Annotated in this window: 15 protein-coding genes; 9 read left to right on the top strand and 6 right to left on the bottom strand. The window is 37.6% G+C overall.

The window, feature by feature from the left end:
• Positions 1-14: 14 nt before the first annotated feature.
• Both SOLCA_RS20365 and SOLCA_RS20370 read right to left on the bottom strand, forming a co-directional pair.
• Complete coding sequence (locus SOLCA_RS20365) at positions 15-359, bottom strand: carboxymuconolactone decarboxylase family protein (RefSeq protein ID WP_014682367.1); 345 nt, start codon at positions 357-359, stop codon at positions 15-17.
• Positions 360-440: 81 nt separating this feature from the next.
• Positions 441-773 carry an MGMT family protein gene (locus SOLCA_RS20370; RefSeq protein ID WP_014682368.1) on the bottom strand — a complete coding sequence of 111 codons (333 nt, stop codon included), beginning with the start codon at positions 771-773 and terminating at the stop codon, positions 441-443.
• Positions 774-1,044: 271 nt separating this feature from the next.
• Here SOLCA_RS20370 and mqnB point away from each other — a divergent pair, with 271 nt between their 5' ends.
• The 4 genes from mqnB (at position 1,045) to SOLCA_RS20390 (ending at position 3,809) form a co-directional block, all read left to right on the top strand.
• Positions 1,045-1,671, top strand: a complete 627-nt coding sequence (gene mqnB / locus SOLCA_RS20375; RefSeq protein ID WP_014682369.1) for a futalosine hydrolase — start codon at positions 1,045-1,047, stop codon at positions 1,669-1,671.
• A 5-nt stretch (positions 1,672-1,676) separates the two neighbouring features.
• Positions 1,677-2,585, top strand: coding sequence for a menaquinone biosynthesis family protein (locus SOLCA_RS20380; protein WP_014682370.1), 909 nt, complete (start codon positions 1,677-1,679; stop codon positions 2,583-2,585).
• Entirely contained in the window at positions 2,582-3,046 is a 465-nt protein-coding gene (locus tag SOLCA_RS20385; protein WP_014682371.1) for a Rossmann-fold NAD(P)-binding domain-containing protein, read from the top strand. The genes SOLCA_RS20380 and SOLCA_RS20385 overlap by 4 nt, the downstream gene beginning before the upstream one ends.
• A gap of 79 nt (positions 3,047-3,125) precedes the next feature.
• On the top strand, positions 3,126-3,809 hold the full coding sequence (locus SOLCA_RS20390) for a peptidoglycan DD-metalloendopeptidase family protein (RefSeq protein ID WP_014682372.1): 684 nt from the start codon (positions 3,126-3,128) through the stop codon (positions 3,807-3,809).
• Between the two features lie 154 nt (positions 3,810-3,963).
• Here SOLCA_RS20390 and uvrB read toward each other — a convergent pair whose 3' ends face one another.
• Entirely contained in the window at positions 3,964-5,994 is a 2,031-nt protein-coding gene (uvrB, locus tag SOLCA_RS20395; protein ID WP_014682373.1) for an excinuclease ABC subunit UvrB, read from the bottom strand.
• 336 nt (positions 5,995-6,330) lie between these two features.
• Between uvrB and upp the strand changes: the two genes are divergently transcribed.
• The gene (gene upp / locus SOLCA_RS20400) at positions 6,331-6,975 is read left to right on the top strand and encodes a uracil phosphoribosyltransferase (protein ID WP_014682374.1); all 645 of its coding nucleotides are present in this window, start codon (positions 6,331-6,333) and stop codon (positions 6,973-6,975) included.
• Positions 6,976-7,117: 142 nt separating this feature from the next.
• Here upp and trmB read toward each other — a convergent pair whose 3' ends face one another.
• Positions 7,118-7,759 carry a tRNA (guanosine(46)-N7)-methyltransferase TrmB gene (trmB, locus tag SOLCA_RS20405; protein ID WP_014682376.1) on the bottom strand — a complete coding sequence of 214 codons (642 nt, stop codon included), beginning with the start codon at positions 7,757-7,759 and terminating at the stop codon, positions 7,118-7,120.
• A 115-nt stretch (positions 7,760-7,874) separates the two neighbouring features.
• Here trmB and SOLCA_RS22580 point away from each other — a divergent pair, with 115 nt between their 5' ends.
• The 4 genes from SOLCA_RS22580 (at position 7,875) to SOLCA_RS20425 (ending at position 12,204) form a co-directional block, all read left to right on the top strand.
• Positions 7,875-9,899 carry a site-specific recombinase gene (locus tag SOLCA_RS22580; RefSeq protein ID WP_014682377.1) on the top strand — a complete coding sequence of 675 codons (2,025 nt, stop codon included), beginning with the start codon at positions 7,875-7,877 and terminating at the stop codon, positions 9,897-9,899.
• A complete protein-coding gene (fcl, locus tag SOLCA_RS20415) occupies positions 9,892-10,818 on the top strand; it encodes a GDP-L-fucose synthase (protein ID WP_014682378.1) in 927 nt (308 codons plus the stop codon). The genes SOLCA_RS22580 and fcl overlap by 8 nt, the downstream gene beginning before the upstream one ends.
• Positions 10,819-10,888: 70 nt before the next feature.
• Positions 10,889-11,578 carry an HAD family hydrolase gene (locus SOLCA_RS20420; RefSeq protein ID WP_014682379.1) on the top strand — a complete coding sequence of 230 codons (690 nt, stop codon included), beginning with the start codon at positions 10,889-10,891 and terminating at the stop codon, positions 11,576-11,578.
• The gene (locus SOLCA_RS20425) at positions 11,575-12,204 is read left to right on the top strand and encodes a chloramphenicol acetyltransferase (protein WP_014682380.1); all 630 of its coding nucleotides are present in this window, start codon (positions 11,575-11,577) and stop codon (positions 12,202-12,204) included. The genes SOLCA_RS20420 and SOLCA_RS20425 overlap by 4 nt, the downstream gene beginning before the upstream one ends.
• A gap of 151 nt (positions 12,205-12,355) precedes the next feature.
• Here SOLCA_RS20425 and SOLCA_RS20430 read toward each other — a convergent pair whose 3' ends face one another.
• Positions 12,356-12,784, bottom strand: coding sequence for a hypothetical protein (locus tag SOLCA_RS20430; RefSeq protein WP_014682381.1), 429 nt, complete (start codon positions 12,782-12,784; stop codon positions 12,356-12,358).
• Complete coding sequence (locus SOLCA_RS20435; protein ID WP_014682382.1) at positions 12,765-13,133, bottom strand: phage holin family protein; 369 nt, start codon at positions 13,131-13,133, stop codon at positions 12,765-12,767. Before SOLCA_RS20435 ends, SOLCA_RS20430 begins: the two co-directional genes overlap by 20 nt.
• Positions 13,134-13,144 lie beyond the last annotated feature (11 nt).

Genomic DNA, 13,144 nt, shown 5'->3' on the forward strand with positions numbered 1-13,144 from the left:
TTCTATAGTGTTAGCTATTCTTCGTTTAATTCATCCCAATATTCAACAGCTCTGCGGTAATGCGGAATAACAATGGAGCCTCCCACCAGCATGGCAATCATAAAGGTTTCATTCATTTCTTCATGATTGACACCTGCCTCTTTGCATTTGCCTAGATGATATTTAATACAATCATCACAACGTAAAACCATTGATGCAACTAAACCCAATAATTCCTTGGTTTTAACATCTAAAGCCCCTTCCGCGTAAGAGGTAGTATCAAGTGCATAAAAACGCTTTATGTTAGTATTGGCAGTTTCCATCACACGCTCATTCATGCGTGTGCGGTAATCATTGAATTCGTTTATTAACTTTCCCATAAATTTTATTTGGCGATTACACCGATTTTTCTTGTTAGTGGTGTTATAATGGATTACACCGATTTTTATTTAAGCTCTTGACTACAATAACTCTACTTCCGGATCCCAGTAATGTGTCTTGAAATTCTGAATTTTATCGTTTACTACGGTAATTCCTTCTTGATTTAGTAAATCTTCCATTAATGAAGGAGGTGTGAAAAAGTGCTTGCCGGATAGTTCTCCATTTCTGTTTACAACTCGATGTGCTGGCACGGGAGGTTTCAAACTACCTGCGCCATTCATGGCCCAGCCCACCTGTCTTGAAGCTCCGGGAGCCCCCAGGAATTTCGCAATTGCTCCGTAAGAGGTAACCCTTCCCGGAGGAACTAAACGAACAACTTCATACACCTGTTGGAAAAAATTTTGATTATCCATTAGTTAACAATAAAAAATGATGAGGGTTTTAGGAATTGAAATTTAGGAAAAAAGAAGGAAAGATTCTATGGTGCCGGCGCAAAGCCGCTAAGACGCCAAGAATAATTTACGATATGATTTTAGCCAGATCGAATACTAATCCATAAAATAGATATCCTTAGCGACTTTGCGAGTCCCCATTTTCTTAAACTTATCTCAAGATTAGATTATTCTTATCGTCTTTGCGACTTTGCGTGCATTTATTCCTTTTAGTCTTTTATTTTTGCCCTTCATGAAAATATTAGTAGTTGCCGCCACCGAGGCTGAGATCCGACCCTTCCTTGATACTAATCCCGCTTGTGATGTATTGATTACCGGAGTGGGTATGGTCGCTACTACTTATCAGCTTACCCGTAAACTATCCGCTGAAAAGTATGACTTGGTGATAAATGTAGGTATTGCCGGAAGCTTTGATGGCTCTATTGAGTTGGGAAGCGTGGTTGAGGTGATTTCAGATGGTTTTCCTGAATTAGGAGCCGAAGATGGAGAAAACTTTATCGACTTGTTTAGCATGGGCTTTGTAAGTCCAGATGATGCTCCATTCAAAAACAAAAGACTTGAAAATTCCTTTCTTATGGAGGAACTGCCAAAAGTAGGAGGCATAACCGTTAATAAGGTACATGGAAATGAGGTGAGTATTGCTAAAGCGTTGAAGCTGTTTCCGGCTGAAGTAGAATCCATGGAAGGAGCCGCCTTTTTTTATGTGTGTTTAAGCGAAGGAGTTAAATGTGTACAACTGAGAAGTATTTCTAATTATGTTGAACGCAGAAATCGGGAATCTTGGAACATTCCGCTTGCTATAAAAAATTTAAATGCAGAATTAAAACGATTGACAGATCGTTACATACAGATAAAATAACGACAATGAAACTAACATTAGGGTTTTCTCCGTGTCCAAACGATACTTTTATTTTCGATGCACTGGTAAATAAAAAGATCGATACAGAGGGGCTGGATTTTGAAGTGTTTTTTGATGATGTTGAAACGTTGAATCAAAAAGCATTCAGAGGTGAACTGGATATTACGAAATTAAGCTATCATGCTTTTGCCTACGCTGCCGACAAGTATGCGTTGCTTGATGCAGGTAGTGCGCTTGGGTTTGGAGTTGGGCCGTTGTTAATCTCAAAAACGGATGTTTGTGAAGAAACAATGACGGATAAAGATCGGATTGCTGCATGCAGTGGCCGCGAGCCGGTTACTAAACTCGTGCAACGTGTTTCTTCTGCAGTGAATGAACGTAAAATTGGTATTCCAGGTAAATATACAACAGCCAACTTTTTGTTAAGCCTGGCATTCCCTGAAGCGAAGCAAAAGCAGGAATTAGTTTTTTCGGAAATAGAGCCTCAATTGCTGAATGATGAAATTGATCTGGGATTAATTATACATGAAAACCGATTTACCTATCAACAAAAAGGGTTAAAGAAAGTAATTGACCTAGGTGAGTATTGGGAACAATTAACGGGTTCGCCGATTCCGTTAGGTGGTATTTGTGTAAAAAGAGCGCTCCCTTTAGAAATCCAACAAAAGGTAAATCGCTTGATCAAAGAGAGTGTTGAGTTTGCTTGTAAGAACCCTAAAGCACCGTTGGAATTTGTCCGCGCTCATGCGCAAGAAATGGATGAAGAGGTGATGTATAAACACATTACAACTTATGTAAACAAGTTTTCCATCGATTTAGGAATAGAAGGACGCAAAGCAATTCAAACAATGTTTGCTATTGCTGCCGAAAAAGGAATCATTACAAAACCACAAGAAAATCTTTTCGTTTCATGATAGTATTGGTCGGAGGGGCAGGACAGCCTGGAGACAATCTGGTAACTGCATTAAATGCTGCAAATTTCAATGATTTGGTAATAGTGTTTGATCATAAAAATGATAAAGGTGCATCATCCCTTAATGGAAAACGCTTTACAAAGAAAATTAGGTACAAAGAGTTAACACGTTTTCTGGATGTTAATCAATTGCATGTACAGTTTGTTATCGTAACAAGCACTGATGGTTTTCAACAAGCAGAACCTATATGGAATACCTGCATTCAATGGGGCTTACCATTAATTGTTGCATCGACAGAGAAAACTGCATTTGATGATTTGGCTGATAAGAGTGAATTGAAGCCCTATTATTGGTCGATAATAAAATATAACGAGAAGGATATCACTGAACTTCCACGAGCAATTTTGGAGCGAATGCACGATCGAAAGCAGCCTGGAGTTTATGAATTAGCAGGAGTGTAATCCAGGATAAAATCTTCGGTTTTCTTCACTTTGATGAACATTTAGTATTTTGAATCTAAAATAGGAAAGGGGGCTGTTTATGATTGCTGATATACAAACATTAAAAACAATTCTGTTAAATACCAAGAAAGCATCTGTTGTTGATTTCGATCCCACTTCTGAAAAGCTATTTCAAGTTAGTTTTCAAAAGATAAATGGCGAGTTGACTTTAGATGTTATTGCTGATATTCACAAATTCTCCGATTGGGTGGATGCAAAACGCATAAACTCCGGTTCGAAGTTTGGTATTGGTGGTTATGACGAGTACAGAGAGATTTATGGCGTTAGCAGTCACTTTGACACGGGCGAAGAACCACGAAGATTACACTTAGGTATTGATATTTGGGGACCTGCCGGAACTGTGATCTATGCTCCTATTGACGGTGTTGTTCATAGCTTCAAAAATAATGACAATTTTGGTGATTATGGTCCGACAATTATTCTTAAGCATCAGGTTGAAGGTTTTGAATTTTATTCATTATACGGACACCTTTCCCTTGAAAGTCTTGCTGGATTAGCAGAAGGAATGCACATAAACGCTGGGCAGAAAATAGCCAGTTTAGGTGATTACACGGTTAATGGCGGCTGGCCTCCGCATCTTCATTTTCAATTAATTATTAATATGGAAGGTTATTATGGCGATTATCCCGGTGTATGCAAACTGTCCGAAAGAGATAAATACCTTGCGAATTGTCCTGATCCGGCCTGGCTTCTGGCATTTTAGAAAAAGGAAAATAATATAAGAAAGGCGTTCTGATTAACTATGGCTTTTAAAAGAGTATAAGAACGAAAAATGTCGCTCTGTGGCGACATTAACTTTTGTTAGAAAAATTTTTAAAATAACTTTAAAAATCTGCATTTAGTTTATAATTAGTAGCTTATACTTCAAACTTTTCTTTCATCATCGTTTCCAAAGCAAACATTTCATCACGTAACTTGGCAGCCAGCAAGAAATCCATTTCTTTAGCTGCTTTCTGCATTTCTTTACGTGTATTATCGATTGATTTTTGAAGTTCAGGCTTGGTCATGTATTCAACTATCGGATCAGCAGCAAGGGTTGGTGTTTCATTCTCCACATAAGCTTGTTGAATGCCTCCTTTAAAATCAATTACCGAAGTTTGTTCAATGATAGCCGCTTTTTCTTTGCGAACAGTTGTAGGAATGATGCCATTCTCTTCATTGTATTGAATCTGCTTTTCGCGACGACGGTTGGTTTCTGTTATGGTGCGATCCATTGAATCGGTAATTGAATCGGCATACATAATCACACGTCCATCTTGGTTCCGGGCGGCACGACCAATGGTTTGTATCAACGCGCGGTCAGATCTTAAGAAACCTTCTTTATCAGCATCTAAAATGGCCACTAATGAAACCTCTGGTAAGTCAAGTCCTTCACGAAGTAAGTTGATACCAATTAATACATCAAATTCACCAAGTCGTAATCCTCGTAAAATTTCTACTCGTTCCAATGTTTTAACCTCAGAATGGATGTAACGACACTTGATGCCCAGTTTATCCATGTACTTAGCCAGTTCTTCCGACATTCGCTTGGTAAGGGTAGTAACCAAAACACGGTCACCTTTCTTAACAGTGATGTCTATTTCATCTAATAGATCATCCACCTGGTTTTGAACTGGTCTTATTTCGATTATTGGATCTAATAAACCAGTCGGACGAATAACTTGTTCAACCACTACACCTTCAGTTTTTTCAAGTTCATAATCTCCAGGTGTTGCACTTACGTATACTGTTTGACTGGTTAAACTTTCAAATTCATTGAAATTTAGCGGACGATTATCCAAAGCTGCTGGTAAACGGAATCCGTACTCAACCAATGAGATTTTACGTGAACGGTCGCCTCCGTACATAGCCCTTATTTGTGGAACGGTAACGTGACTTTCATCGATCACCAATAAAAAGTCATCCGGAAAATAGTCCAGCAAACAGAATGGACGCATGCCCGGTTGTCTGCCATCAAAGAAACGAGAGTAGTTCTCAATACCCGAACAATAGCCCAATTCACGCATCATTTCCAGGTCATAGTTCACCCTTTCTTCCAATCGTTTAGCTTCCAAAAAGCGCTTATCTTCGGTTAACTGGTGAAGACGCATTTGAAGTTCATCCTGAATCGACCAAATAGCCTTGGTCATTTTCTCCTTGGGCGTAACGAAAAGATTAGCCGGAAATATGGCCAAATGATCCATACGTTCCAGCGTTTTTGCTGAAATAGGATCAATAACACTCAGTTCTTCAATATCATCACCAAAGAAAGAAATGCGATATGCAAAGTCAGCATAGGCAGGATAAACATCCACAGTATCTCCTTTTACCCTGAACGTTCCCCGCCTGAAATCAGCAGTAGTACGTGAGTAAAGAATTTCTACCAAACGATGTAAGAAAGCATTCCTGCTGATGCGCGTACCTACTCCTATTCGAAAAACCGAATTCGCAAAATCTTCGGGATTTCCCATACCATAAATACAGGAAACAGAAGAAACGACAATTACATCTCTGCGTCCGGACATTAAAGCAGACGTAGTTCTCAGACGTAATTTCTCAATCTCTTCATTAATCTTCAGGTCTTTTTCAATATAGGTATTTGTGGTAGGCATGTAAGCCTCCGGTTGGTAATAATCGTAATAAGAAACAAAGTAATTAACAGCATTACCCGGGAAGAACTGTTTAAATTCTCCATATAATTGTGCTGCCAGTGTTTTATTGTGGCTGAGAATAAGCGTCGGACGTTGGGTTTGCTCAATCAAATTGGCAACCGTAAACGTTTTTCCCGAACCGGTAACTCCTAGTAACGTTTGAAACAATTCACCGTTGTTTACACCTTCGACAAGCTGACGAATTGCTTCCGGCTGGTCTCCTGTGGGTTTATATTCTGAAGTAAGTTGAAATTTCATGTAAGTCAAATATAAGCAGAACAATAAATAATCATTTTTGATTTACAACGATTAGTTAATCGTGTAAATCTTTTATCAATCCATTAAAATTTGATGGACAGGGCAAAATTGCACAAGGGGTGTGACAACCGTATGTCAGCAGAAAATCAGCGTAAATTAAGTTTTTGTTTAATTTTCAGAAAATTTATTGCCGAATCTTTCAGAAACCTGTCTTTCCTCATTTTTGGTTTGCTTACTACATGTTTCTTTTGTAGGGTGAGAAATACTATTTCGTTTGAAAATTAAGAACATTAATACAACACTTTTTTCATTAACTTAGACCAATAAACGCTCATTATGATTACTATATTCAGTAAAACTAACTCAATAGCCAACCATTTTTTAGCGGAGCTGCGTCATATTGATATTCAGAGTGACCGCATGCGTTTTCGAAAAAATCTGGAGCGTTTAGGTGAGATCTTCGCTTATGAGATAAGCAAAAAGATGACTTACACCAGTGAAGAAATAGTGACACCACTCGGAGTAGCTACAGTTCCCTTACTAAAAGAACAGCCGGTTCTTGCTACTATTTTAAGAGCTGGATTGCCCATGCATCAGGGTTTTATGAATTATTTTGATAGAGCAGACTCTGCTTATATTGCTGCATACAGGAAAAATAAGAAAAACAGTGAGTTTGAGATAAAAGTAGAGTATTTCTCCACACCTGATATGGCCAATCGCATAGTAATTGTATCGGACCCTATGTTGGCTACCGGTAAATCAATGGTGATTGTTTGTAAGGAGCTAATGGCTCGCTTTGATATAAAAGAACTACACTTGGTAAGCATTATTGCCAGTATCGAAGGAATTGAACATGTGCGCGCTCATTTGCCAAAGGCCAATCTATGGTTGGGTGCTGTAGACGAAGAACTAACTTCTAAAGCGTACATCGTACCTGGTTTAGGCGACGCCGGTGATCTTTGCTTTGGCGAGAAACTTTAATTCATTTAAGAATTCATTACGGGCTTCGGGTTGCGTGTTATAAGTTGATTGCATTTGGAGTTAATTATAATTCTCAATTAAGCAAAGAATTCGTAAACCCTAACCCGAAATCCGTAATTAAAAACCCGAACCCCGCAATAAGTTAAAGCCTAAATCTTACATAATTGATATTTTTTCCTTGTGACAGGTACTTGCGTTCGTAATATGTTTTTATCTGAAGTACATCATCCAATAATGCTGAATTATATACATCATTTGTGTTTGCCAATAGGTCCAATTTATTATCAGCAATAACTTCTAACGTGTATTCATATAACTGATCGTTATCGGTTTTTAAGTGAATAATGGCATTCTCCTTTAATATTGGTCGATAAACTTCCAGGAAACGCATCGAAGTCAATCTTTTCTTTTCACGACTTACCTGGGGCTGAGGATCAGGAAAGGTTATCCAAATTTCATCTACTTCATTATGTTCAAAATAGGATTGCAAATGTTCGATCTGAATACGGAGAAATGCAACATTGTTAATTTGCTCTTCTATAGCCATTTTAGCACCCGTCCATAGTCGGTTCCCCTTAAGATCGATACCAATAAAGTTCTTCTCCGGAAATTTTTTAGACAGATTTACGGTATATTCGCCTTTACCGCAGGCGAGTTCAAGTACAATTGGATGATCGTTTTTGAAAAATTCGGTGCTCCATTTACCTTTTAGGGAGCCATCTTTTTGAAACACGTTATGAAACGTATCTAACTCTGCGAATTGACGTAATTTATTCTTTCCCACGGGCGCAAAGATAGCAACATCGAAGCTATAAAAAATTCATCTTTATCTTTGCAGCAGAATCAGCGGAACTTTCGGCAATTAATAATTAACAGTTAAAATCTGAAAAACAGCTTTCATGCATACATTAGAAGAATCATTACACTATATAAAACAATATCCCAAGGAAGCAGGTGTCGACGAATTAGTTGACCTTGTTGATGCAATACGCCCTCGAAAAGTAAGTGAATCTGCCTCTTCCCAGCTTGCCCTAAACAAGATAATACAACTGTTTAAGAATAATAAAGAATTACTGGATCATTTTAAGCTGTTTATTAAGCGGGTTGTTCATTCTAAAAACCAGATAAGATTATTCACTGAACTTGGAATATCAGCAAATCAGAGTTTCTTTTCTGAATTATTCAGGCGCTTTAATGAAAAGATATTACCGGCAACAGTTGATAAGGATGAATTATTGAGTGTTGTTGTAGATGTGTTTCACCGAAGTGATGATTACATCTGGATTGAGGCAATTGATCCAAAAACCTGGAGAGAATTATTTGAGTTGTTGGGTTTTGAAACCAACAAGAATAAATTTGTAGCAGATGAATTTTATCCTTCATTGTATTCTTCAGTGCAGATCATTGCCAGTAGAATTACTTCGTTGGGTTTGGAGCCCGAAATCATTGTTCGGTTGCCACATATTGAAAGCTACAACTCATCATTTCAGGCAATTTCTTATGAAGTAAACAAGTTTGTGGAAGAGGCCACTACACCTGATGCAGAAAAGGAAACAGTGATTCAGCATTGCAAGCATATTAAAGTGTTGTTAAATCAATGCCGAAGTGCTGTTGAACAAGTGCGACGAAATCAGAAGAAAGAAGGTGTAAGTATTAGTCTTGCTTATTTATTACTTCGTATTGATCAAAATATTGAGCGATTGCTGCGAATTCTAGGATCGATGATGGCCGAAAAGAAGGAAGAACGTTTAACCTTTTCAGTACAGCTGTTTACCGGCATGGTGCGTTATGAAAATCAGAAAAGAGGAATTCGTCGTCATATAAGGGCAAACACTGAAATGTTAGCCTACCAAGTTGTTGAACATACGGGGCAAACCGGTGAACATTACATTACCAATACACCTAAAGAGTATTTTCATTTCCTCAAGCAATCCATGGGAGGAGGACTTATTATTTCATTTACAACATGGATTAAGTTCTTACTTCATTTCAAGGTGGCGCCATTAGTTCAGGGTTTGTTATACAGTCTGAATTACTCGTTGAGTTTTATTTTGATTTTCGTTACACACTCAACACTTGCAACAAAACAACCATCTATGACAGCATCCGCTCTGGCAAGTGCATTGGATGATAAAAAGCACCAGTCAATAGATCTTGAGAACACTGCCGAACTGATTGTCAAACTTTCCAGAAGCCAGTTTGTTTCGTTTCTTGGGAACCTAATCATTGTAATCCCATTGCCTTATTTTATTGCATGGGCATATCATTATTTAACCGGACAGCTGATTGTTAATGAAGCGACAGCTATAAAAACAATACAGAGCATTGATCCGGTAAATTCGCTTTCGGTTCTTTATGCAAGTATTACAGGCATGTTCTTATTTGTCTCTGGAATTATTAATGGTTATTACGACAACATGATTCATTATGGAAATGTTGCTGAACGTATCCGGAATTATAAGTTATTGCAGCAATATTTTTCTAAAGAAAAACTGAACAAGATCAGTTTATATGTAGAGAAAAATTTTGGAGGATTGATGGGGAACCTATTTTTGGGCTTCTTTTTAGGTTATGCCGGTGTTTTTGGAGAGATAACGGGATTGCCATTTGATATCCGACATGTTACCTTGGCTGGAGGCGGCTTTGCAATGGCATTCTATACGGTAGGAGATTACATTTCTGTGGATACCATACTTTCCTCTTTGATTGGTATATTTCTAATCGGACTGATGAACTTCCTGGTAAGCTTCAGTTTGTCGTTGTTTGTTGCACTTCGATCAAGAAAAGTAAACTTTAGTCAGACAGGTGCATTATTAAATCGTGTTTTTGCACATTTTTTGGCCAAACCGATGGATTTCTTTTATCCGCCTCGAAAAAGAAATTTATCTTTGAGCCCTGAAGAATCAACATCAATTCATGAATAAAAACTCAAAAATATATGTGGCTGGCCATCGTGGGATGGTTGGTTCTGCGATTTATCGCAAATTGCAAAAAGAAGGGTATTTAAATCTTATTACTCGAACATCTTCAGCGTTAGATTTAAGAGATAGTGTAGCCGTTGCTGCTTTCTTTAAGGAAGAGAAGCCTGAATTTGTTTTTTTAGCAGCCGCAAAGGTTGGAGGTATTGTAGCCAACAATACGTATCGCGCTGATTTTATTTATGAAAATCTGTGTATTCAGAATAATGTAATTCATCAATCCTACTTAAATGGTGTGGAGAAGTTGATGTTCCTGGGTTCATCATGTATTTATCCGAAGTTAGCTCCTCAACCATTGAAAGAAGAATATCTCTTAACTGGATTGTTGGAATCAACGAATGAGCCTTACGCAATAGCTAAAATTGCAGGTATAAAAATGTGTGAAGCTTACAGAGCGCAGTATGGTTGCAATTTTATTTCGGTAATGCCAACAAATTTATACGGGCCGAATGATAATTACGATCTGGAGAAATCACATGTGTTACCGGCATTAATTCGTAAATTTCATGAAGCCAAAAAGAATAAACAACCGGAAGTAGAGATTTGGGGTACAGGGTCACCTAAGCGTGAATTCTTATTTGCTGATGATCTTGCAGACGCATGTTATTACTTGATGCAAAATTATGACGGAGTTGATTTCTTAAACATTGGAACCGGTCATGATTTGAGTATTAAAGAACTTGCTTTATTGGTAAAAGATATTGTTGGTTACGAAGGCGAACTAACCTTCAATACTTCAAAACCGGATGGTACTCCACGCAAGCTTATGGATGTTAGTAAACTTCATTCATTGGGATGGAAACACACCATTGAATTGCCCGAAGGAATTAAACTTGCTTACCAGGATTTCTTGTCAAAGCAATAAAAATAAATTCATTTCACTCCCGGGCTATCATGTCCGGGAGTGTTGTTTATAAACAAAACAACTTATTGTCATGGCTATAAAAGTAGTTGCATTTGATGCAGATGATACATTATGGATAAACGAACCCTATTTTCAGGAGATTGAAAAGAAGTTCTGCGAACTACTCGAAGATTATATTCCTCATCATACAGTTTCACAAGAGCTGTTTAAAACCGAAATGCAGAACCTGGCTTTGTACGGTTATGGTGTTAAAGGTTTCATGCTTTCTATGATTGAAACTGCGCTAAGAATTTCAAATAAGACGATTAGTATTGATATTGTCGAAAAGGCTATAGCTTATGGTAAAGATCTTTTAGAAAAACCGATTGAACTGTTAGATGGTGTAGAAGAAACCATCAAGGCATTAAAAAAGGATTACCGACTGGTTGTTGCGACAAAAGGAGACTTGTTAGATCAGGAGCGAAAACTTAAGAAATCTGGTTTATCTCATTATTTTCATCATATTGAAATAATGTCTGATAAGCAAGAGGCCGATTACCATAAACTGATTAAACATCTTGATATAAAGCCGGAAGAGATGCTGATGATTGGAAATTCATTAAAATCTGATGTGCTGCCGGTAATAAGTATAGGAGGGCACGCGATTCATGTTCCCTATCACACAACATGGGCACATGAAAAAATAGACCATAACATTGAACATCAAAACTTTAAACAGGTAAGTTCTATTAATGAGGTTCTGCCATTTTTACTGTCATGAGAAAATTATTAGTTATAAATAACTGGGCAAGGAAAGAACATTTTAACTTGTTCAAAAAGTTTGAAGAACCATTTTTTGGAGTCTGTATCGATATTGATTGCACTTATGCATATAGAAATGCTAAAGAAGATGGAGTTTCTTTTTTTCTGTATTACCTGCATAAATCCATTGTTGCAGCCAATGAGATTGAATCATTTAGGTATAGGATTGTTGGTGATGATGTTTTCATCTACGATGAAATTCACGCCTCTTCTACTGTTAATCGTCCCGATGGGACTTTTGGCTTTTCCTACATTCAATATAAAAGACAATTTGATGAGTTTTTAGCTGTCGCAACGGAAGAAGTAGACAAAGTAAGGAACAGCAAAGAATTGATACCAAGTGCAGCACACAATAACATTATTCACTATTCTTCGCTCCCGTGGTTACGTTTTACGTCGCTTTCGCATGCTAGAAGCTTTTCAATAAACGATAGCATACCGAAGGTTTCTTTTGGTAAAATGACCGAGGAAAACGGGAAGAGAATTATGCCGGTATCCATTCACGTGCATCATGCATTAATGGACGGTTATGATGTAGGACTTTATGTTGATCGTTTCCAGCAATTGATGAATGAAGGTTTTTAGTCCTGAGTCTTAAGTCTTCAGTTGAGAGTCATGACTAGCCAACGAGTTTGAATCATAAGTTATTGAGTGGAAATCTTGAGTTTTTACAGGATGAATAATCCCTTCAGAACTCAAGATTCCTAACTCATGACTCATGACTCACGACTGAAAACTAAGTATATATTTCATGTTCCCAATCAATTGGGTCATTACTATCTTTCTTTTTTCCTTTAAACAAGTTACTTACAAAGCCTGCTACTTTATTAATATCAATATTACTAAGGTTTTTTAATAGAAGATCACCGCCAACAGCTGTGATTGCTCCAAAAAAGCCACGTTTTTTACCTGTTAATAAGCTGGTGAGCAGATAAGGGAATATCGATTTTATACCAGTCATAAAGGCTGACCCCAGCATGCTTCCTTCGCCTGATTTATTTCCCATAAAGAAACCTAATGCTTTATAAGCAGGCTTAATACGTTCATTTATTTCTTTAAACTGGCGGTTTAAGGCTGCTTCTTTATCATCGGCTAATATCTTTAACCTTGCTTTTTCAGCTCTTAGCTGTTCGATGTTTTCAATTTTAGTTGTTAGTCTTATCATCGCCGCTGTTTTTAAATAAATTCCTGATCACCGTATTGATTAATGGTTTCTCCAGATACTTTTCTTTAATTAAGAAGATGATTAATCCGAAGAAAAGGTATATGCCTGCAACTATTAGAAAGCCTAATGCATGATTATTCAACTCTTGTCCAAGCCAGAGGCCTAACGCAACACTGCCAAACAAGCAGAACAATAATACAAATAATAGTACTGCGGCATTGGTGATGAGGTTGGCAAGTAAATTTGCGGTAGTATCAGCTACTGTTAATGAGATAATTCTCGCTTTCAGCGAAGCATAATCCTTTAAGTTTTCTAAGAGCGTATCAAGTTGTTCTTTTTGTTCGTCCATTGGTTAGAAAT

The sequence above is a fragment of the Solitalea canadensis DSM 3403 genome (assembly GCF_000242635.2).
GTDB lineage: Bacteria > Bacteroidota > Bacteroidia > Sphingobacteriales > Sphingobacteriaceae > Solitalea > Solitalea canadensis.